Here is a 20,670-nt window from a genome sequence, read left to right as displayed (position 1 = left end):
CCAACTGGCGATGCGCTGACTTTCTGGCAGCACGCTGACTTTAGCGAGGCCGCGCAGGCTCCCGGCGCCCCAGGCTGGCGGCCAGCAACGCGGCCACATCCACGGCCACCGCCACCACTCCAGCCGTCCACCAAGACAGCGGCCCAAAGAACCAAATGGCCAAGAGGTAGCTCAGCAGCAGCACAATCGCCGTCGCCTTAGCTGCGCTTCTGGCGGGCAGATCTAGAAGCAACAGGAAAAGGCTGCCGACGGCGCCGCCCAGCACCGCCATGCTCGCCAGCAGCACCAGCTGCCGGGCGCCCGCGAGCGCCAGACCGCCCAGCAGCATTAGGCCTAGCCCAGTGAGCACAATGTCCAGCAGGAGCAGATGCACCCCGGTGCGGCCACCCTTAGGCAAAGGCTCAGCGGGAGTGCTGCGCTGGGCGGTATTCAGGACGGCGACGGCGCAGCCCAACAACAGCAGCGCACCAAGAGCTTGCACGCTGGTGTGGTCTAGGTAGCGCGGTGCCAGCCAGCCGAAGGCGAGGGCTCCGATTGCCCCGGCTGCCAGCAGGGGGAGTTGCCGCAGCAGAATCGAGCGAGCGTGGTTGGCCACAGGGACTAGGTCGTAAATCCATTTGGGGATATTCGGGTCGCGACCAGGCGGATTAGAGCTTGGGCGACGGGTTGCCGGACGCCCAGCGCTCACTCGGCGAGATGCAGGGGTTTGCGCCGGAACCCGCCGGCTCGCCTGAGGCTGAACCGCTGGCTGAAGCTGAATCACTCGATATGCCGGAGCAGCTGGCTGCCCCTCAACCGCTTGCTGGGGCTGCGCCTGAGCTGCCCGCTGCGCCTGAGCGGCTTGCTGCGCTTGAACTTCTGACTGGGACTCCGGGGACTCACTCATGGGCACATTGTGCCTGGGTTGTGGCCTGGGTTTTCAGACACTCTCGCGGCGCAGCACCAGCACGGCGTCGGCTTTGCGGGCCGTGGTGCCGTCGGGGCCGGTGGCTTGTGCCCAATGCTCGGTGCACTGCTCCACCTGCCAGCCAGGCAGGCTGCCAGCTCCCTTGTCGTCGCTAAAACCTTCCCCGACGCTGCCGCCCGCGCCGAGGCCTTCACCAGCGCCCCCAAGCGCAGCAGCCAACTCAGTTAGCAGCTCGGTGGCCCGGTAGGTGCGCAGGTGGGCGGGACGCCAGGGCGGATTGACGGCGTGCACAACGGTCATAAGGCGCCCGCCCGGTGCCACCCGCGCCGCCATCTGGGCCAGCAGCTCAACCAGGTCCAGGCCACCGGGCTCATGGCTGCCATGCATGAAGAAGCTGGTGACCAGATCCCAACTGCCTTCAGGCAGACCCTGGGCCAGCACATCCCACGCTCGACCCGTCACCATCGCGGCCAAGCCCTGCTCGCGGGCTCCCTCCAGCATTCGCGCGATGGCAGTGGGAGCTAGGTCAATGCCGGTGGCCTGCCAACCTTGGGCGGCAAGCCACAGGACGTCGTCGCCCTCCCCACAGCCGACGTCCAAGCTGCTGCCAGGCTGCCAACTGCTGGCGGCAGCGGTCAGCCATTCATTGGGCTGACCGGACCAGAGGCGGTCCACGGAGGTGTAGCGGGCTTCCCAGTCAGTGGGGTGGCTGTGACTCATGGGGGCATCATGCCTGGCCCCGCTAGGAGAGCTCCAACCCGCCACCTGCTCGAAACGCACCCCCTGGCAGAATTGACGGCATGGTCGACCTCTCCACGCTCACGCCTGCCATCGCCCTTGGCCCCTTGGATGGCCGTTACCGCGCCGTCGCCGCCCCCCTCACCAATCACCTCTCAGAGGCCGCACTTAACCGCGCCCGCCTGCGGGTGGAGGTCGAATGGCTGATCCATCTGACCGACGGCGGCGTCCTGCCCGGCGCCCCCCGCCTATCCGCCGCAGAGAAGGCTTACCTGCGCGGCCTGGTGGAGGCTTTCGGCCCGGCGGAAATCGCTGAGCTAGCAGAGATTGAGGCCTCCACCCGCCACGACGTCAAGGCCGTGGAGTACCTGCTCAAACGCCGCCTAGACGCCGCCCCGACGGCGGGCATTACCGGTGTGGACGGCAAGGCCACGGTCCTGCCCATGGTCCACGAGATCGTCCATATTTTCTGCACGAGTGAGGACATCAACAACCTTTCCTATGCCCTGACGGTGCGCGAGGCCGTGGAGCAGGTGTGGCTGCCCGCCGCCCAAGGCCTGGTGGAGGACCTGCACACCATGGCGCAAGCTCACGCGGACATCCCTATGCTGGCGCGCACCCACGGGCAGACTGCCACCCCTGTCACTTTAGGCAAGGAACTGGCGGTTTTGGCCTGGCGCCTGCGCCGTCAGCTGCGCCGTGTGGAGGCCGCTGAGTACCTGGGCAAGCTCAACGGTGCCACCGGCACCTACGGGGCACATCTGGTTTCCGTGCCGACGGCGGACTGGGAGCAGGTTTCCCGCAGCTTCGTGGAGGGCCTGGGCCTGACTTGGAACCCGCTGACCACCCAGATTGAGTCCCACGATTGGCAGGCGGAGCTGTACTCGGATCTGGCTCGCTTCAACCGGATCGCCCACAACCTGGCCACCGATGTGTGGACTTATATCTCCCTGGGGTACTTCCACCAGCGCCTCTCCGCGCAAGGCTCCACGGGCTCCTCCACCATGCCGCACAAGGTGAATCCGATCCGTTTTGAAAACGCGGAGGCCAATTTGGAGCTCTCCTGCACCTTGCTGGACACCTTGGCGGCCACGCTGGTGACCTCCCGCCTGCAGCGCGACCTGACGGATTCCACCACTCAACGCAATATTGGGGTGGCCTTTGGACACTCCCTGCTAGCGCTTGACAACCTCCGCCGGGGCTTTGCTGGGCTCGACGTCGATCGTGCTCGCCTCCTGGAGGATCTGGACGCCAACTGGGAGGTGCTGGGGGAACCGGTGCAGCAGGCCATGCGCGCGGCTGCGGTGGCGGGCGCCACCGGCATGGCTGACCCCTATGAGCGCCTCAAGGAGCTGACACGCGGCCGGAAAGTCACGGCTGAGGGCATGCGTGAGTTCATCAGGGGCCTAGGGCTGCCAGCCGACGTCGAGGCGCGCCTGTTGGAGCTGAGCCCAGCCAGCTACACGGGCCTGGCTCCCAAACTGGTGGCACACCTAGATCAGCTGTAGCAGTCGGGCTTCCCTGACAGCCCTAATTCCCAGCGCCCAGCGCCTTGGCCAGGAGGAAAATAAGCAACAGGACGATCCAACCAATGAAGGGCTTGACCTGTTCCGCAAAGCCCTGCGGTGACTGGGATGGTGCCTTCCCTGTGCTCTTGCTGGGGCGCGGTGAGCGCCGCGCCTGACCTGGCAGGCCGCCATACCCGGGCATGCTTCCGTAACCGGGACTTGTTCGCGGCGCCATGGCACCCCCATGCGCAGCGGTGTTCCCATAGCCAGCCGCGCCCCCAAACCCAGGGGCAGTGCCCGGCACGGTAGCGTTCCCATAGCCAGCGGCCATGTGCGGCACCGTGGTGCGGGCGGCGGTTGCTTGGGAAGTGCGGTGGGCCGACGCCGCAGCGGTGGTGCGGGAAGCGGTAGTGCGAGAAGCAGTGGGTGCAGAACTGCGCTCAGCCCGCTGTCGGGCCGCAACGCGACGCCGCAACTCCTCCTTAAGCGCTGCTAGCTGGGCTTGGTCGGCGCGCTCCTGCTCACTGGCGGCCGGATCGACGGCGATACCGCCATCTTCAGGTTGCCAGCCGGGCACCGCGTCCAACACGGAGACGTCGTAGATCAGCGAACCCGTTAGCGGATCGCCCAGCACCGAGCCGAAGGGGGCGTCGTCTTGATACTCCACAGATGGCGACCACCCGACGGGCGCCCAGGAGTCTTGCATGCCCTCTAATGTGGGTACCGCAGGTGTGCTGGGAGCCGTGCTTGCCATGGCACCAGCATGACACGTCAGGTAGCGCAGGGGCCTGGGTACCGCGCCCCAGCTGCCGGAAACCCCGCCGTCGCCAGCCACACTGCCCAGCCCTGGAGCGAGGCTGGCCCCTAAAACCCACGCCCCCTTATTACCTTGGGGCAGCCGTGGAGGCGCGGAGAACCAACTCCACCGGCACTTCTACGCCGCGCGGCCCTGGCGAAGGCTCCACTCCCAGGGCCAGACGCGCCGCCACCTCCCCTACCCGTGCAAAGTCCAGGCGGACCGTCGTCAGCGCCGGGGAGGTAGCCACCGCATGCGGATGGTCATCCATGCCCACCACCGACACGTCCCCGGGCACCTCCAGCCCAGCCGAACGCAGCCCGGTGACCAGCCCAATCGCCAAGTCATCGTTGCCGCAGAGCACCGCCGTCACTCCGGAGCGGGCGGCAGCCAGAGCCGCCCGCAGGCCGGTTTCTGGCCCCCAACCGGTGGCCAAAGGCGACGGCGTCTCTAAACCAGCGCCCGCCATGACCTCCCGCCAACCTGCCAGACGCGGGTCGGGGTGCCCGGCGGAAGGCACCCCCAGATAGGCAATCCGCTTATGCCCCAGGCCCAGCAAATGCTCCACCGCCAACACCGCACCGGCCCGGTCATCAATCCAGGCACGCGGCAAGTGCGCAGTGGCCGCGCTGGGGTAGCCACCGGCCACGGCCACCGGCAGGTCCTCAGGCAGACGGGAGAGCACCTGCGCACTGGGGTAGTCAAACTCCAGCACGACGACGCCGTCGATACGTGACTGTTGCGGCCCGAGCACGCAGTCGCGCCACCTGGAGGCAGCCCCGGTGAGCACCTGGACTGACAGGTCCACCCCCAGTTCCTGGCAAGCGGTCATGGCCCCGGACAGGGTCAGCCAGTAGCCGGTGCGGGTGATGTCGGTGGCCAGCACCAGCAGACGGGGCCGCTCGGGTCCGCCGCGGTGGTAGCCGAGCTGCTCTGCGGCAGCGGCCACGGCCGCGGCGGCCTGCGGTGTGCGGCCCTGGCGGGGCGGGGAGAGCGCGCGGGAGGCGGTCGCTTTGGAGACCCCGGCCCGGGCGGCGACGGCGTCAAGGGACGGGGGTCGCCAGGGCCTCCTGACCTCAGTCATGTATGTCCTTCACGCCGTCACCCTAGCCCGATACAGCCCCAATCTGTGCGCCGCAGCACCCAGCCCTGGGCAGCGGGAGAAACCCGGTGGGCTTACTGCGGGCGGGCTTTGCTCAGGTCTGCCGCAGTGCCGGCCACGGTGGTGGCGGAGGTGAGCTGCTTTTGCAGCATGATCCGCTTGCCGCGCACCAGGGCCAGGGTGTCTTTCCCTGTGCCGAACCAGTCGCCCACCTGAATTTGGTCGCTGCTGCGGCCCAGGCTGACGGAGGCGTAAACGGGCGCGTCCTGGGTGTTGCGGTTGTAGAAGACCACGCGGCTGCCCAGGCGCACGGCGTAGGTGACGGTGCCGTTGCCGTCCCAGTCGCCCTTGAGGATGGTGGCTCCTGGCTTGCCCTGGCAGGCGGTGACATAAGCGGGAAGCGTGGTGCCCGGCGCGGGTGTGGGATCGGGGGTTGGTTCTGGTTCCGGGGCTGTCACGGGCACCAGGGTCCAGCTGGCGTTGCGCTGCCCGTTGACGACGACGCCGTCGCCCGCCGGTACCAGTGGCAGGCCGGAGAGGCGGGAGACGATCTTGACCTGGTCACCGTCTTTGAGCAGGTGCCAGCGCGAGAGACTGCCTGCGTCGTCGGGGCCGGTGCTGGTGTCGGCACGCAGCACCACCGCCAGATCACGATCGTGGTAACCGAGGTAGTCCGCTTGGCTCAGGACGGCGCCGTCTTCAGCGGTGAGCACGTAGGTGAGGTCGTCTTGGCGGCTGAGTTGCCAGCTGGTGCCCTGCGCCTCCTGGTTCTCCTGGGGGCTTAGGAGCATCAGGGCGCCGTCGCGGGCGGCGAGACGGCGGCCATCGGGGGCGGTGATCCAGACTTTGCCGTTGAGTTCAGCGCTGGCGGGGGCGTAGGTGTAGGTGTGTACGTACTCGATGTCGAAGGAGGCGGGCAGGGCAGCCGGGTTGTAGCGGCTGCGGCTGTGACCTTCCAGGCTCAGAACGACGTGGCGGGACATGCGTGCCAGGGCGCTGAAGCGTTCCGGCAGCTGGGAGGTGTCGATGTCGGCGTACTGGACGCGGTCGTAGTAGAGGCGCACATGCCCGTCGCGCCGCTCGACGCCGTAGAGGTGGTAGTCCTTGGTGAGGTCATGGTCTAGGGGGTAGTGGCCGCCATTGCCGGGGGCTTTGTCATCCCAGTGGCGGCTGCCATTCCAGGGCCAGTGGTGGTGGGCCCAGTCCAGGGCGCGGTCGGAAACGTTCTCGTGGACGTCGATCTCCGGGTTGGGTTCGCTCTTAAGGCGGTCCTGGCCGGTGAGGGTGGAGGACTGCAGCCAGATGGCGGAAAGGATGGAGGCGGCGGAGTCCAAGCAGCGGGCTTTGACCTCCACGTAGCTGCACACTCCGGGAGTGTCGAAGCGGGACTCAACGGCTCCGAAGGTCAGGGGGATGCCGGGAGAGACGCTTTGGACCTTGGCGGCCAGGTGCAGGACGCCGTCGGAGACGGTGACGTTGTCATCCCAGAAGTAGCCCCGGTGCCAGGACTCTGGGTACCACAGGCCTTTGCGCCAGCGCGTGGCATCGAAGCTGGTGAAGTCGTCACTGAGGGAGTCCACGCGGGTCCAGCCCTCAAGGTTCATGGGCTTACCAGCGGCGAAGGCTTCTGGAGTGAGGGCCTCGCCTAGGAAGGGAAGTCCGGTGATCATGGCGGCGGACATGAGCAGGTGGCGTCTGCTGAGTGTCATGGTTCATGCTCCTTTGCATGCCAACGAGGGTGCTACCACATTAGGGCCTTGCTAGAGCTCACAAAAGACCTGGAGACGGTTCCCTGAAACGCGCGTTTCACAGGTGCTGGACGTTGCCGCCTCCACTTCCTTACCGTGTTTGGCATCACAGCTGACGACCAAAGCCGCCCGTCGCCCCTGGAGGAACCTATGGAAGCGTCCCAGCCCCAGCCCAGTCTGGGTGCCCTGCGCCTCCACTTCCCCCCAGACGAGCCCGCCAAACTCAGCCTGGGCGGCCCCAGCACGCGCGTGCCGCTGGTCGAGTGCCTAAGCCTGGAGTCTGGGCGCGCCTTCGTAGACCATCGCCTAAGCCGCAGCGCCGCCGGAGAGGCCCTGCGCCCCACGAACACCCGGGTTATAGCGGCCCAGGCCGCCAGCACCCAGGCCCCCATTGCCCAGCCCGCCCCCGCCCCTTGGCCCATTTGGGAGATCATTCAAAGCGACGCCACTACCGGCCTGGTGGCCACCACCAGCATTGCGCAGCCGACCCCTGCAGCCTGGCGCCTAAGCACCACCGTGCGCAACGACGGCGTCGCCCCCATCCACCTCACGGCCCTGAGCAGCTTGTCAGTGGCCGTTCTGCCAGGCTGTGACCTCGGCTCCCTCGACCTGCTGACCGCCCGCTCCGCCTGGATGGCTGAGCAACGCTGGCGCCACCAATGCCTAGGGGAAGAATTGGTGGATATCGGCACCGCGGTCCACGGCCAATCCGCCCGCGACTGCCTGCGGCTAAGCGCAGAAAGCGGCTGGTCCTCTGGCAACTGGGAACCAGTCGGCTTCATCACTGACCCCGCCACCGGCCAGTGCGTTGGCTGGCAGGTGGAGCACAACGGCGCCTGGACCGTAGAGCTCTCCCGCCGCACTGAGCACCTGGGCCTGAGCATCTTTGGCCCCACAGACCTGCACCACGCCTGGCAGCACACCCTGAACCCCGGCCAAGAGTTCACCACCCCCACGGCCACACTGGTCTACTCGCAAGACGGCTGGCAGGGCGCAGCAGTTGAACTGACCAACTACCGCCGCGCCCTGCGCGCGCACACCGCCCCCAGCACCGAACCGGCCCCCATCGTCTTCAACGACTACATGAACACCCTGATGGCCAATCCCACCCAGGAGCGCCTGGCCACCCTCATCCCCGCCGCCGCCCAGGCCGGGGCAGAGGTCTACTGCATCGACGACGGCTGGCATTCCGACGCCGAAGCTTGGTGGGACGCGGTGGGCGAGTGGGAGCCCTCCAGGCGCCGCTTCCCTGACGGCCTGGAAGCCACCTTGCAGCTGATTCGCACCCACGGCCTGGGTGCAGGGCTGTGGATCGAACCGCTGGCGGTGGGCGTCAAAAGCCCAGTGGCCCGTTCCCTGCCCGCGAGCGCCTTCATGCAACGCGCCGGGGTGCGGCTAGTAGAACAGGACCGCTACCGCCTGGACCTGCGCGATCCGGCCGCCCGCGCCCACCTCGACGCCGTCGTAGACCGGATGATGGGTTATGGCATCAGCTACCTGAAGGTGGATGACAACTACTCCATCGGTCTGGGCACTGACACCAACTCCCCGGGGGACAGCCTGCTGGAGCACGCGCGGGCCTGGGCGCAATGGCTGGCTGAATTGCCGCGCCGCCACCGGGGCCTGGTGGTGGAGAACTGCGCCTCGGGGGGCATGACCACGGACTACGCACTGCTGGCACACGCCCGCCTGCAGTCCACCTCGGACCTGCAAGACCCGCTGCGCTACCCGCCAATCGCTGCCAACACCCCCCTGACGGTGCTGCCAGAGCAGGCAGGAAACTGGGCTTATCCGCAGCCGGAGATGAGTCCTGAGGAGATTGTCTTCACCTTGACCACTTCCCTGGCGGGCTCCTTCTACTTGGCGGGGCATCTGGACCGCATGCGCCCGGAGCAGCTAGCCCTGGTGCGCGCCGCCACCGACCTGGCGCGCGAACTGCGCCCAGCACTGGGAACTGAACAGCCTTGGTGGCCTGCGGGCGTGGCTGCTTGGGAGCAGGAATGGGTGGTGGCCGCGCGGCGCGCTAGCTCCACCAGCCGTGACGGCCTGCTGCTGGTATGGCACCGCCCGGGGCAGGCGCCGCCCTCCTCCCTAGACCTGCCAGCGCTGGCGGGCACCACGCTCACCCAGGTCTTCCCGCCCTCCCGCCTCGTCCCTGAAGCGGGTTTGCGCGTTGAGTTAGGACCAGAAGGCCCCCGGCTCACGCCTGAAAACCACACCCCTACCGCCCGGGCCTACCTGGTCCGGGAAACCAGGACTGCGGCAACGAAGCCGTACGAAAAGGAGAGATCATGAACCATCACGCCTCACTGCTCAGCCTGCCCCGCACCCCGCTCAGCCGCCGCAGCTCCCTGGCTCTGGCGCTGGGCGCCTCCGCCGCACTCGGCCTGGCCGCCTGCTCGGACCCCGGTGCCAAGGGCTCCAAGGACCAGTCCGCTCCGGCCTCATGGCCCAAAGCCACAGATAAACTAGAAGGCGTCAAGCTGACCGTCTGGGCCGCCCAGTCCTCCAACAAGATTCCCGCCAAGGTAGCCCAGGCTTTTGAGGCCGCCACCGGCGCGAAGGTTGAGATCGTCACCATCCCCGACCCCTACGAGCAGGGTGTGCAGACCAAGGTGGCCACCGGTGACCTGCCCGACCTGGCCATGTGGCAGCCCACGGCCTCACAGTTGACCGCCATTGGCGCCAAGGAGCGCCTACAGGTGCTCGACGGCGCCCCCTGGGAGGCCAAGACCGTCAAGTCCGTACTGAACGCGGGCGGCAAACTGGACGACCACCGCTACGCGGCCTTCATCTCCGCCCCTTCCGTAATGGGCGTCTGGTACAACAAGGAAGTCTTCGCGGCCAATGGCGCCAAGATTCCCACCAGCTTCACCGAGCTGCTGACCCTGGCCCGCGACCTTAAGGCCAAGGGCATCACCCCACTGCATGAGATGGGTGGCGAATGGTGGGCCTCCCAGTGGACCGTGCAGGCCTACCTGGCCGACGCCGCCAAAACCGGCCTGTGGGACAAGGTCAACCAAAACCAGGACCAGTTCACCGGCAAGGACATCCAGGGCGCCATCGACCAATACAAGGCGATGATCGACGAGGGCCTCTACAACCAGGACATCAAGACCGCCACCTTCGACGAGCAGGCCAAGGCCGTGCTGGAGGGCAAGGCCGCCATGGCCCTGCAGGTCAACTCCCTGCTGGCCAATATGGCTGCCCAAACCGACTCCACCACCCTGGACCAGAAGATCGGCTTCTTCCCCGTCTCCGCCACCTCCGCCACCGCCACCTCCATCCCCGAGCAGACCAACGCCGTCGTCGCCTTCAAGACCGGGGACGCTAAGCGTGAGGCGGCCGCCCGCCAGTTCCTGGTGTTCTGGCTGTCTGATGGCTATGCGGACTTCGTCAAGGACCAGAACCTGGTGTCCATCATCGAGGGCGTGCAGACCCCAGCCTCAGTGCCGACGGCGATCAAGGAGGCCTACAAGGCGCTGGACGGCGCCATCGGCTCCATGCAGTCCCTGGCCATAGCTAACCCAGACCTGGCTAAGAACCTGGGGGACATGATCGCGGGCACCAAGACCGCCGCCCAGGTGGGAGAGGAGACGCAGTCTCAGTTCGCTCAGCTGGCCAAGGCGATTGGCGCTAAGGGGTTCTGAGCCGATGAGCTTGAAAGGACGAAGGCCGCGGGCTGGCCGGGCTGGCGCGGCACACCCATGGAGCTTTGTGGTGCCGGCCTTTGCCGTGCTCGCGGTGTTCTTCCTGACGCCCACGGTTTATAACTTCATCTACGCCTTCACGGACTGGTCTAGCTTCAAAAGCGCGATCAACCCGGTGGGCTTAGACAATTTCCGAGACCTAGCCAACTCGGGGGCCTTGAAACACGCCCTAATGGTGACCCTTATCTACGCCGCGGGCGTGGCCGTGTTCCAGAATCTCTTTGGCCTGGGCTTGGCACTGCTGCTGGAACGAGACACCTGGCTGAACAAGGTGCTGCGGGTAGTGTTCTTCATCCCCGTGATCCTTTCCGCGCTGGCGGCGGGCTATATCTTCCAGGCCCTGCTTAAACCGGCGGGTGGGGTAAATCAGCTCTTGTCTTGGCTGACTGGTTCGGCAGTGCACACGGCCTGGCTGGGGTCAACCACCTGGACCCTGCTGGTGGTCATACTGATCCACTCTTGGAAGTGGATGGGTATGTCCATGCTGGTGTACTTAGCGGGGCTGAAGACCATTGACTCGCAGGTGCTGGAGGCGGCGCGGATCGACGGCGTCTCCCGGTGGCAGATGCTGCTGCGAATTCGGCTGCCACTGATCGCCCCGGCGGTCACTTTTAACGTGGCCACAGCCCTGCTTGGCTCCATGAACTCCTTTGACATTGTTCAGGCCACCACGGCAGGCGGGCCGGGCAGTTCCACCGAACTGCTGAACCTGTTTATTTTCCGCACCTTCGGGCAGGGCCTGTATGCCCAGGCCACCACTATGAGCCTGGTGCTGTTCCTGGCGGTGGTGCTGCTGGCCTTCCCGGTGATCGGGATGCTGCGGCGTCGTGAAAGGAGCATGGCATGAGCGCCACCAAGATCATGCAGCGGGTGGTGCAGCCGGTGGTGGCCACGCTTCTGGCGGTGCTGCTGGTGGGTGTGCCGCTGTGGACGGTGCTCGTAACGGCGGGCAAGTCGCAGGCTGAGGCGCTGTCTCCGGACCTGTCCCTGCCCTCACAGTGGCAACTGGGGCAGAACCTGCAGGAGGTAGTCCAGAGCAGTGAAAGCGAGATTGGCTGGGCCTTCCTGGGTAGCTTGCTGCTGCTGGCGCCCTCCGTGGCGGCGGTGCTGGTACTGGGTTCAATGGCCTCTTGGGTGCTGGCGCGCCGTTCCAGCCGTCTGGCCGCCGTCGTCTATGCCTTGGGGATCTCCGGGATCATCCTGCCGCCGGCAGTGGTGACGCTGGTGTTGCTGCTGCGCCAGCTGGGTTTGGCAGGCAGTGCGGTGGGCATGATCTGCGCCTACACCGGCATGTACCTGTCCACGGTGATCTTCTTTGTGACTGGGTTCGTGCGCACGGTGCCGGAGTCGCTGGAGGAGGCGGCGCGGATCGACGGGGCCGGGCCACTGCGGGTGTTTATGACGATTATTTTGCCGCTGCTGCGCCCGGTGCTGGCCACTGCGACGATTCTGATCAGTCTGTACGTGTGGAACGACGTCTTCTATGCGTTCTTTGTTGTGGGTGGGCGGATGGATACGCTGCCACTGAACCTGTTCAAGGTGGCGAGCGCAGGCATACACCTGAACAACTGGCATCTGATTTTCAGCTATGTGCTGCTGATGAGTGCGCCGCTAATCATCTTATTCGCGGTGTTCCAGCGTTCCATCATCTCTGGCATCACTTCTGGCGCCGTGAAGTAGCCGGGTCCCACCTCTAGCTCGGTACCCCCGGGGTTCTTAACTCTCCTACCCCGGGGGTACCTTCGCGTGCTGCCCGGTCCGCGTCGGGCGGGGACGATGAGAGGATGGGGGAGGCCACTGCCGTGATCACCCGCTGGCCGGCCTGCCACCGGCCACCTGCCGCGCAGCTAGGCTCCGCACAGTTTCACAGCCATCTGAACCATCAACCTCAACCTAAGGAGCAGCAATGACTGAGTTCACCGCCGACGGCGTCGACCGCACCACCACCCTGAAAGTCTCCGGCATGACTTGCCACCACTGCGTGGCCCATGTGACGGAAGAGTTGGAGGCGCTGGCGGGCGTGAAGAACGTATCCGTGGTGCTGGAAAAGGGCGGCCAGTCCGTGGTCACGGTGGTTTCTGACCAGTTCCTGGAGGATGACGCCCTGGCTGAGGCGATTGACGAGGCCGGGGACTATCAGCTGGAGGGTGTGGAGCGCGACCTGCCCTGAGCCAGCACAGGAGGGATATGAACCAGCAGCCAAGCCCGCCAGGCCCCAGCAGCGCCAAGACCACGTCCGCGAGCGCAGCCGATCTGCGCCTCGTCACCCTGGCGGTGGGTGGCATGACTTGCGCATCCTGCGTAGCGCGGGTGGAGAAGAAGCTCTCCAAGCTCGACGGCGTCCACGCCTCAGTAAACCTGGCCACCGAATCCGCCCGGGTGACCGCCCCGGCTGCTGTCAGCGACGAGGACCTGCTGTGCACGATCGCTCGTGCCGGCTACACCGCCACACTCACCTCCAGCTCTTCCGTCCAGCCCGAGGCATCGGCTGGTTCTTCAGGCATGGCAGCAGAGGCTGCGGGAGCGGCGCGCGGTACCCTCGGTGCAGGTGATAGCCAAGCGCAGGTGCATGGCGCCGCCGTCCCCCAGACCGCACCAAAACCGTTGGGCGCCGCACACCTGGAGCGTGCCGCCGCGCTGCGACGTCGTCTGCTTGTCTGCCTGGTGCTGTCGGTGCCAGTGATGGCGCTTTCTATGCTGCCTGCCTTGCAGTTCCCCGGCTGGCAGTGGGCGGTCGCGCTCATGACCCTGCCGGTGGCCAGCTGGGGGGCCTGGCCTTTCCACGCGGCAGCGGCGCGAGCCCTGCGGCATGGGACCTTCACCATGGACACGCTGGTTTCCCTAGGGGTGCTGGCCGCTTTCGGGTGGAGCGTGTGGGCGCTACTGTGGGGTGGTGCCGGGCAGATCGGCGCACATATGCATATGGAGCTGCTGCCGCGCGCACAGCCAGTTAGGGCGCATCTGTACTTTGAGTCGGCAGCCTGGGTGACTACCTTCCTGCTGGCGGGTCGCTATGCGGAGGCACGCGCGAAGTACCGCTCGGGTGATGCGCTGCGTTCCTTGCTGGAGCTGGGTGCCAAAGAGGTCTCGCGGGTGGTGTTGGTGGCGCCCTCGGGCTCCCGAGATGCGGTGGAAGTGCTGGACGATGACGGCTTGCCCCGCGCGGAGGTCACCCGGCTAGAGGAGCGGGTGCCGGTGGAGGCGCTGGCGGCTGGCGAGCTGTTTGCCGTGCGGCCGGGAGAGAAGGTGGCCACCGACGGCGTCGTTATTGAGGGACGCTCGGCGGTGGATGCCTCCCTGCTGACTGGTGAATCGGTGCCGGTGGAGGTGGGGCCGGGCGACGCGGTGACCGGCGCGACGGTGAACACCTCGGGCGCGCTGTTGGTGCGGGCGACGGCGGTGGGTGAGGGCACCACGCTGGCCCGGATCGGGGCGCTGGTGACGGCGGCGCAAGCGGGTAAGGCGCCGGTGCAGCGCTTGGCGGACCGGGTGTCTGGGGTCTTTGTGCCGGCGGTCATTGGACTGTCCTTGGTGACATTGCTGGGCTGGTTGGTCACGGGCCACGCACCGCAGCAGGCCTTTACGGCGGCGGTGGCGGTGCTGGTGATTGCTTGCCCCTGCGCCCTGGGCTTGGCGACGCCGACGGCGATCCTGGTGGGCACCGGACGGGCGGCACAGCTGGGCGTGGTTATCAAAGGCCCGGAGGTGCTGGAATCCACGCGGGCTTTGGACACGCTGGTCTTGGATAAGACGGGCACGGTCACACAGGGGCAAATGAGCCTGGATGTGGCGCGCGATGTTCTGGCTTTGGAGGGTTGGGGTGGTGATGCCTCCGCGCAGAGTTCTCGCAGTTCTAGTTCTGCGGACGGCTCCTGCCGGCCTGGCTGCGACGGCATAGGCACCCCCGCCCCAAGCTTGGCTTTGGCCCTGGCTGGTGCCGTGGAGGCGGCTAGTGAGCATCCGGTGGCGGCTGCGGTGGCGACGGCGGCGCGCGCGGCGGTGGGTGAGCTGCCGCCGGTTAGGGATTTTGAAAACCACGCCGGTCGTGGCGTGACCGGCACGGTGACCGTGGCGGGACGGAGTTACGCCGTCGCCGTGGGGCGGGCGGAGTGGCTGGCCGAGCGCGGCGCGGTGCTGGATGCACGGGCCCTGGCGGTGCTGGCGAAGGCGGAGGAATCTGGGGCCACCGCCGTCGTGCTGGCTGTGGCTGGTGCGCCCGCGGCGGTGTTGGCCGTGCGGGACACGGTGCGGCCCAGCTCGGCTGCGGCAATCGCCGAGCTGAAAGCCTTGGGACTGCAAGCCATGCTGTTGACGGGGGATAACCAGCGGGCCGCCCAGTTTGTGGCGCGGGCAGTGGGGATTGCGGCGCAGGACGTGCGTGCGCAGGTGCTGCCGGGCGGAAAACAGGAAGTGGTTGCTGCCTTGCAGGCTGCAGGCCGGTGCACCGGAATGGTTGGCGATGGCGTGAATGATGCGGCGGCGCTAGCGCAGGCGGGCAGGCAGGGACTGGGTTTTGCTATGGGCTCGGGCGCGGATGTGGCAATCGAGGCGGCGGATATCACCCTAATGCGGGCGGACCTGGGGGCAGTGGTCAGCGCAGTGCGGGTGAGCCGAGCGACGCTGCGGGTGATTCGCCAAAACCTGTTCTGGGCTTTTGCGTACAACGTGGCCGCAATTCCGTTGGCGATGGCTGGATTGCTGAACCCCATGATTGCGGGCGCGGCAATGGCCTGTTCCAGCGTGATTGTGGTGACCAATTCCCTGCGCCTGCGGCGGGCGGGGACCCCCTCCCCCCTTTCGGACAACCAACGTACGTTTGGACAACCATAGAAGCGGTCCAAGGTTGTACGAACGGCGGAAGGTTGTCCGAAACAGGAAAAGCGGCGTGAGTGAGGGCCCGCTAACTCGCATTCGCTAGCCCGGAAACGGCGCCCGGAAGCTACACCCCCGTAGACTCAGCGCATGACCGACGCCCCCCACCTCGGCAGCGAGGAGGCCGCAAGCACCCCGGCAACCTCACCCGTGGGCATCCCAGCAATTGGCGTCGCCCCCTTGGCGCCTACCCCGGCCCGGCCTCAACCTGAGCTGGCCACCGCCCTGCTGGTGGACTCCGCTCCTCGGCGCCAGCGCCGCACCGAGGACCTGGTCTCCATGATGATCGCGGCCCTAGGCATCACCTCCCTGCTAGTCCTGGCGATTTACGCGCACGAGACCACCACCGGCGTCACCGAAGACGTACACAACGCCTTCGCGGTAGTCCTGCGCCGCGTGTTGGTCTTCCCGCTGCAAGCCATTGAGGGTTTGGTGTCCTTCCTGGTGCCCGTCGTCGTCTTTGGGGACCGCCTGCTGCGACGCCGCTGGCACCGGGCCATATCCGCCGCCCTGGCCGCCGTCGGTGGCTTTATAGCCGCGGCACTCGCTATCACCCTCATCAGCACCTGGGCCCCTGAAACCCTGCGCGCCGGCCTGACCGTAACCGCCTCAGGCAGCCCTGAACTCTCCATTTCCGCCACCCTGGCTGCCCTGTCTGGCATCCTCACCGCCGCCGGGGAACGCCGCTCCTCCACCGTGGTGCGCGCCGGCTGGCTGGCCTTCTGGGTAGCCACCGGTATGGCCCTGGTGCGCAATGCCCTGAATCTGCCAGGTGCCTTCATTTCCCTGCTGCTTGGCCGCCTGGTGGGCCTAGCGCTGCGCTACGCCGTCGGCATGGAAGACCAGCGCGCTAAAGGCCTGTCCCTGGTGCGTGCCCTGCGCCGCGCAGGGGTCGACGCCGAACGCATCGTCCGCATGGACCACGCCCCGAACGCCCGCGCCTGGTCAGTCACCACCGAGTCCACCACCGGCTACACCGAACGCGTCCGCGAGAACCCGCTGGCCATCCCCCTCAGCGACGCCGAACTAGACGGCAAAACCAGCCCCACCAGCCCCACCCCGGCCCCCAGTTCCCAGCCCGCCACAAAGCCGGGGCCTGAGCAAGACGTGTCCATCACGCCCATGGACATTGACCTGGAGCCGATCCTCACCGACGCCTCCTCCAAAGCCCTCACAGAGGGCCGCCCCTCCGTCCACCGCCTCTACGCCGCCTGGGATCGCGCTGGCATCCGCCGCAACGTCACCATCTTGGACGCCGACCGGCAGGTCGCTGGCTTCCTCTCCACCGCCTGGGACCGGCTCCGGGTGCGCGGTCTAGCGCCCGAGCGAGACCTATCCGTACGCACCGCCGCCGAGCACGCCGCCCTCATGACCCTGGAGGCACGCCGCGCCAATGTTCGCACCCCCAACCTGCTGGGCATGGCCGAGGTGGACGAGTCCGTCCTACTGGTCACTGACCACATTGTGGGTGCCCGCACCTTCGCCGACTTGGATCACGTCAGTGACGCCATCTTGGATGACCTGTGGACCCAACTGCGCCGCGCCCACGAGGCGGGCCTGGCACACCGCTCGATCGAGTCAGCCAATGTGGTGGTGGATGTAACCGGCCGAGTCTGGCTGCTGGACTGGGATTCCGGGGAGATCATCTCCTCCGAGCTTTCCCGCCGCCTGGACCTGGCCCAGGCCCTAGCCCTGGTGGCCTGTGTGACCGATGTGGAGCGGGCTATCGCCTCCGCCTCCCGCGCCCTGACCACCGCCCAGGTGGCCTCCATCGCCCCCATGCTGCAGCGGGTGGTCCTGCCCCGCTCCACCCGGGAGGCGCTGGGCAAGCGCACTACCTTGCAGGACCTGCGGGACGCCCTGGTGGCGCTGACCCCCACCGCGCATGCCGAGCCCGCCAAGATCACGCGCTTCTCCGCGCGCACTGTGGCCATGGCAGTGGTGGGTGTGGCCGCGCTGTGGACCCTGCTGGCGCGCATGAACTTCGCGGAGGTCAGCGCGGCGGTAGCCGACGCGAATTTCTGGTGGGTGGCGGCCGCCCTGATCTTTTCCTTGGCCACCTATCTGGGGGCTGGGCAGACCCTGGTGGCTTTCTGTCCGGTGCGCCTGTCCTTGTGGCGCTCCACCGAGGTGCATTTGGCTTCTTCGGTGGTCTCCTTGGTGGCGCCCGCTGGTGTGGGTGGCGCCGCCATCAATTTGCGCTTCTTGAACCGCAAGGGCGTGCCGACGGCGGTGGGTGTGGCCACGGTGGCGCTGGTGCAGGTGATTCAGTTCCTGGTCACGGTGGTGCTGTTGGTGGTTCTGGCGGCGACGACGGGCCGCTCCACCGGCCTGAGCCTGCCCTCGGGCTGGCTTCTGGCCGGGTCTGGGGTACTCGTGTTGGCTGCTTCTGTGGTGTTGTTGGTGCCGTCTTTGCGCAATTGGGTGTGGGTCAAAATTGAGCCGACTTACAAGCAGGTGTGGCCGCGTCTGGTGTGGGTTATGTCGAACCCGCGCCGTCTGGCCCTGGGTATTGGCGGTGCGGTCCTGCTGTCCCTGAGCTACATCTTGGCTTTCGGCGCGAGTTTGTGGGCTTTTGGCTACACACTGCCCTTCTCGGTGCTGGCGATCACCTATTTGGCTTCCAATACGGTGGGCTCTGTGGTGCCGTCCCCGGGTGGTATCGGCCCGGTCGAATTGGCGCTGACGGCGGGCCTGGTGACTGCCGGTATCCCCAGCGGTGTGGCCCTCTCCGCGGCGATTGTCTACCGCTTGGTGACCTTCTGGGTGCCAATTCCCGTGGGCTGGTTGAGTCTGCAGCGCCTGCAGAAGACCGGCGAGCTTTAACCCGCCCCGCCTGCGTTTTCAGCTTCTTTCCGCATGAATGCGGCTGTGGAGCGCGAAATTAACCCGCTTGCTCATCCCTTTGGCGGAGTCAATCAGCCGATGTAACACCGGCGTAAATGCAAGACAGTAGGCAAACCCACGTCCCGGCCTACCCAGCCTCCCGTGTTAAAAGGAGCTCGTCTTGCGTACCCTGCTTGCCTTCACGTCAGTAGGAAAACGCTTCCGCTCCAAGACGGCGATCACAGACCTGACCTTCAGCGTGCAAGCGGGCCAGGCGATTGGCCTGGTGGGGCCCGAAGGCGCCGGCAAAACCACCACCCTGCGTCTGGCTCAAGGAGCCCTGCGTCCCAACACGGGACAGGTGCGCTTGGCTGGCTACCCGCCCCTGGAGCTGCCCACCCCTGAGTGCAAGGTTGGCTTTGTGTTTGGCGGCACTGGGCTGCCCAAATCTCAGACGGTTGAGGGACACCTAACCGCCCTGCACTTGACCACTGGACTGCCGCCCTATCGCCTGAACGAGTTGGTAACCGAATTTGGGCTGGGGCCCCTGTTGCCGCAGCGAATCCGGCGTCTGGGCGAGGCTGAGCGCCTGCGAGTCAGCCTGGCCACCGCCATGGCCTTCCGGCCCCGCCTCTTGGTGCTCGATGAGCCGCTACGCAACCTAGACCTACAGGCCGCGCACTGGCTGCGGCAGGTGCTGCTAAGGCATGTGAGCGACGGCGGGGCCCTCCTGATCTCCGGCACTGAGTTGGTGGACGTTGAGCGGGTGGTTGATTCCGTCGTGGTCATTAACCAACAACAGTTGTACTCCGGGCCGATCGCAGATCTGCGCTCCCCCCAGTGCCCCACCCTGGCTCAGGCCTACCTGAGGCTCATCAAGCCGCAGAGGGCAGCCGCATGAGTGTCTATACCCTGGCTACGTCGGGGCGGCCCGGAGCTGGTCTAGGCGCCTCCCCGGGCATCGACTGGCGTTCGCCCCGCACGCATCGTCCCATCGCCGCACTGGTGCACTGCTATGCAGCTGACCGCTTCTGGGCCTGGCTACTAGCCGCCGCCTTGCTGCCTACCTTCAGCCTGTCCCTCTTGGCGTTTCGGCCCCGCCTGCCCTTGCTGGGCGTTGGCGTGTCCAGCCGGGTGCTGGTGGGCATGGAGCTGATGATGCTGGCGGAGGCTTGGGGCGCCACCCGCGTCACTAACCAGTTCCGCGACGGCACCGTCACCAGCTCAGTGGCGCAGCACCGGGGCCTGGCGCACTTGGCCCTGCATCACGCTTTCGCCGTGCTTCCCGGCAGCCTCCTCCTGGCTGCTGCTGGAGCCAGCAGCGCCACGATCTGCGCCCTGGCTTTGGAAGGCCTCCAGCTGGAACCCACGCTGCTTGGTTCCGGCTACTGGGCTTCAGTGCTGGGCCTGCTGGTGGTTGCCGCCCTGGCGGCCCCCATTGGCATCAGTGTGGGTTGGGTGCTGCGGGACGCGCGCTCCTGCGCTCTGCTGATCGTGGCGTGGGCGCTGGCGGTGCGGCCTTTGCTTGACCACCTGCTTCCCGAGGCCGTCGTCAAATCGCTGCCTTTAGGCCTGAGTTCCCTGTTGCTGCAGGCCACCGGCCCTGAGGCCAGCACTGTGCTAGCGGCTCTGCTACTGCTCACCTGGACCGTTGTCTTGACGACGGCGTCGATCCTGCTGACCCGAGGACGTGATCTACGTGCCTGAGAGCATCGACCAGCCTTTGCCCAGCCTGCATGTGGGCCAAGGTGCCAAGCGTTTTCACGAGCTCAGTCTGCGCGATGACACAGAGATCACCAGCGTGCTGGAGTTGCTGGAGCAGCAGACTGACCCACAGCTCAAGGACCTGCGCGTATTGGAACTGGCCTGCGGCACTGGCCGGGTCACCCTGCCCCTGGCTGCCTCTGGGCACCGGGTCCTGGCCACTGACCGTGCCCCTGACCTGCTGGCGATTCTCCGCGAGCGCCTTGCCGATAGGTCCATGGGCTGCCCTAAGGCCGCCGCGCAGGTGGAAGTGCAGCAGGCCGATCCGGCCACTTTTCAGACTGAAGAGAAGTTCAAGGCGGTCTGCCTGATGTCAGCCGCTATTACTTTGCTGGACCCGGCTAAACGCACTCAGACCCTTAAGACGGCGGTCTCTCACCTGGCGCCTGGCGGCCAGTTGATTGTCTCCACGGATCTGGTGGCCGTCACGCATCCCACCACCACCAAAGTGATGCTGTGGCCGCGGATCACCCTGACTGAGTCAGTTAACCCGGCTGCGGGCACCCGCCGGACCGTCCTGGCTTGGGAGCAAGAGTCCTACGCCACTGACCTCTTCCTGTACCCGCCCGCCACCCTCTCTGCAGACCTGCGGCGCTTAGGCCTAAGCACCGAGTTCCAGCGTTCTACCCAAGACCCCGCCCTACCCCATCACAGCAATGTCGTGATCGGCGCGTCCGTCCCGCGTTGATCGTTGCTCCC

16 protein-coding genes are annotated in these 20,670 nt (G+C 66.6%); 11 read left to right on the top strand and 5 right to left on the bottom strand.

Annotated features, from left to right (window positions below; genetic code table 11):
- Window positions 1–40 precede the first annotated feature (40 nt).
- Entirely contained in the window at window positions 41–886 is an 846-nt protein-coding gene (locus DR039_RS10630) for a hypothetical protein (protein WP_126622375.1), read from the bottom strand.
- Between the two features lie 33 nt (window positions 887–919).
- Complete coding sequence (locus DR039_RS10625; RefSeq protein ID WP_111837335.1) at window positions 920–1,627, bottom strand: class I SAM-dependent methyltransferase; 708 nt, start codon at window positions 1,625–1,627, stop codon at window positions 920–922.
- 80 nt (window positions 1,628–1,707) lie between these two features.
- Between DR039_RS10625 and purB the strand changes: the two genes are divergently transcribed.
- A complete protein-coding gene (gene purB / locus DR039_RS10620; protein ID WP_111837334.1) occupies window positions 1,708–3,153 on the top strand; it encodes an adenylosuccinate lyase in 1,446 nt (481 codons plus the stop codon).
- Window positions 3,154–3,175: 22 nt separating this feature from the next.
- On the opposite strand, the gene DR039_RS10615 is transcribed toward purB, so the two are convergent.
- From DR039_RS10615 to DR039_RS10605, 3 genes are all read right to left on the bottom strand, one after another.
- Window positions 3,176–3,907 (bottom strand): hypothetical protein, encoded by a 732-nt coding sequence (locus DR039_RS10615; RefSeq protein WP_126622376.1) that lies wholly within the window; start codon window positions 3,905–3,907, stop codon window positions 3,176–3,178.
- A gap of 130 nt (window positions 3,908–4,037) precedes the next feature.
- On the bottom strand, window positions 4,038–5,033 hold the full coding sequence (locus DR039_RS10610; RefSeq protein WP_111837332.1) for a substrate-binding domain-containing protein: 996 nt from the start codon (window positions 5,031–5,033) through the stop codon (window positions 4,038–4,040).
- 92 nt (window positions 5,034–5,125) lie between these two features.
- On the bottom strand, window positions 5,126–6,760 hold the full coding sequence (locus DR039_RS10605; RefSeq protein WP_111837331.1) for a glycoside hydrolase family 16 protein: 1,635 nt from the start codon (window positions 6,758–6,760) through the stop codon (window positions 5,126–5,128).
- A gap of 189 nt (window positions 6,761–6,949) precedes the next feature.
- On the opposite strand from DR039_RS10605, the gene DR039_RS10600 reads away from it, so the two are divergent.
- From DR039_RS10600 to DR039_RS10555, 10 genes are all read left to right on the top strand, one after another.
- Entirely contained in the window at window positions 6,950–9,094 is a 2,145-nt protein-coding gene (locus DR039_RS10600; protein WP_197719038.1) for a glycoside hydrolase family 36 protein, read from the top strand.
- Entirely contained in the window at window positions 9,091–10,449 is a 1,359-nt protein-coding gene (locus DR039_RS10595) for an ABC transporter substrate-binding protein (protein WP_111837330.1), read from the top strand. The genes DR039_RS10600 and DR039_RS10595 overlap by 4 nt, the downstream gene beginning before the upstream one ends.
- 70 nt (window positions 10,450–10,519) lie before the next feature.
- The gene (locus DR039_RS10590) at window positions 10,520–11,356 is read left to right on the top strand and encodes a carbohydrate ABC transporter permease (protein WP_197719039.1); all 837 of its coding nucleotides are present in this window, start codon (window positions 10,520–10,522) and stop codon (window positions 11,354–11,356) included.
- The gene (locus DR039_RS10585; protein ID WP_170166930.1) at window positions 11,353–12,189 is read left to right on the top strand and encodes a carbohydrate ABC transporter permease; all 837 of its coding nucleotides are present in this window, start codon (window positions 11,353–11,355) and stop codon (window positions 12,187–12,189) included. Before DR039_RS10590 ends, DR039_RS10585 begins: the two co-directional genes overlap by 4 nt.
- 226 nt (window positions 12,190–12,415) lie before the next feature.
- Window positions 12,416–12,679, top strand: coding sequence for a heavy-metal-associated domain-containing protein (locus tag DR039_RS10580; RefSeq protein WP_111837328.1), 264 nt, complete (start codon window positions 12,416–12,418; stop codon window positions 12,677–12,679).
- 17 nt (window positions 12,680–12,696) lie between these two features.
- On the top strand, window positions 12,697–15,339 hold the full coding sequence (locus DR039_RS10575) for a heavy metal translocating P-type ATPase (protein WP_111837327.1): 2,643 nt from the start codon (window positions 12,697–12,699) through the stop codon (window positions 15,337–15,339).
- Between the two features lie 132 nt (window positions 15,340–15,471).
- Window positions 15,472–18,207 carry a lysylphosphatidylglycerol synthase transmembrane domain-containing protein gene (locus DR039_RS10570; RefSeq protein ID WP_111837326.1) on the top strand — a complete coding sequence of 912 codons (2,736 nt, stop codon included), beginning with the start codon at window positions 15,472–15,474 and terminating at the stop codon, window positions 18,205–18,207.
- A 181-nt stretch (window positions 18,208–18,388) separates the two neighbouring features.
- Window positions 18,389–19,108 (top strand): ATP-binding cassette domain-containing protein, encoded by a 720-nt coding sequence (locus DR039_RS10565; protein WP_111837325.1) that lies wholly within the window; start codon window positions 18,389–18,391, stop codon window positions 19,106–19,108.
- A complete protein-coding gene (locus tag DR039_RS10560; protein ID WP_111837324.1) occupies window positions 19,105–19,914 on the top strand; it encodes a hypothetical protein in 810 nt (269 codons plus the stop codon). Before DR039_RS10565 ends, DR039_RS10560 begins: the two co-directional genes overlap by 4 nt.
- Window positions 19,907–20,659: a class I SAM-dependent methyltransferase gene (locus DR039_RS10555; RefSeq protein ID WP_111837323.1), complete on the top strand. Its 753-nt coding sequence runs from the start codon at window positions 19,907–19,909 to the stop codon at window positions 20,657–20,659. Before DR039_RS10560 ends, DR039_RS10555 begins: the two co-directional genes overlap by 8 nt.
- The last annotated feature ends 11 nt before the right edge of the window (window positions 20,660–20,670 follow it).

The organism is Actinomyces bovis (genome assembly GCF_900444995.1).
Lineage (GTDB): Bacteria > Actinomycetota > Actinomycetes > Actinomycetales > Actinomycetaceae > Actinomyces > Actinomyces bovis.
Note: the sequence above shows the minus strand (reverse complement) of the source record. Positions and strands in the feature narration are given on the sequence as shown.

What these genes read in the sequence shown, in the direction of transcription:
- DR039_RS10615 (WP_126622376.1), bottom strand. Translation starts at nt 3,907, where the DNA reads ATGGCAAGCACGGCTCCCAGCACACCTGCGGTACCCACATTAGAGGGC.
- DR039_RS10585 (WP_170166930.1), top strand. Translation starts at nt 11,353, where the DNA reads ATGAGCGCCACCAAGATCATGCAGCGGGTGGTGCAGCCGGTGGTGGCC.
- DR039_RS10605 (WP_111837331.1), bottom strand. Translation starts at nt 6,760, where the DNA reads ATGACACTCAGCAGACGCCACCTGCTCATGTCCGCCGCCATGATCACC.
- DR039_RS10560 (WP_111837324.1), top strand. Translation starts at nt 19,105, where the DNA reads ATGAGTGTCTATACCCTGGCTACGTCGGGGCGGCCCGGAGCTGGTCTA.
- DR039_RS10595 (WP_111837330.1), top strand. Translation starts at nt 9,091, where the DNA reads ATGAACCATCACGCCTCACTGCTCAGCCTGCCCCGCACCCCGCTCAGC.
- DR039_RS10630 (WP_126622375.1), bottom strand. Translation starts at nt 886, where the DNA reads ATGAGTGAGTCCCCGGAGTCCCAGTCAGAAGTTCAAGCGCAGCAAGCC.
- DR039_RS10575 (WP_111837327.1), top strand. Translation starts at nt 12,697, where the DNA reads ATGAACCAGCAGCCAAGCCCGCCAGGCCCCAGCAGCGCCAAGACCACG.
- DR039_RS10600 (WP_197719038.1), top strand. Translation starts at nt 6,950, where the DNA reads ATGGAAGCGTCCCAGCCCCAGCCCAGTCTGGGTGCCCTGCGCCTCCAC.
- DR039_RS10570 (WP_111837326.1), top strand. Translation starts at nt 15,472, where the DNA reads ATGACCGACGCCCCCCACCTCGGCAGCGAGGAGGCCGCAAGCACCCCG.
- purB (WP_111837334.1), top strand. Translation starts at nt 1,708, where the DNA reads ATGGTCGACCTCTCCACGCTCACGCCTGCCATCGCCCTTGGCCCCTTG.
- DR039_RS10610 (WP_111837332.1), bottom strand. Translation starts at nt 5,033, where the DNA reads ATGACTGAGGTCAGGAGGCCCTGGCGACCCCCGTCCCTTGACGCCGTC.
- DR039_RS10625 (WP_111837335.1), bottom strand. Translation starts at nt 1,627, where the DNA reads ATGAGTCACAGCCACCCCACTGACTGGGAAGCCCGCTACACCTCCGTG.
- DR039_RS10580 (WP_111837328.1), top strand. Translation starts at nt 12,416, where the DNA reads ATGACTGAGTTCACCGCCGACGGCGTCGACCGCACCACCACCCTGAAA.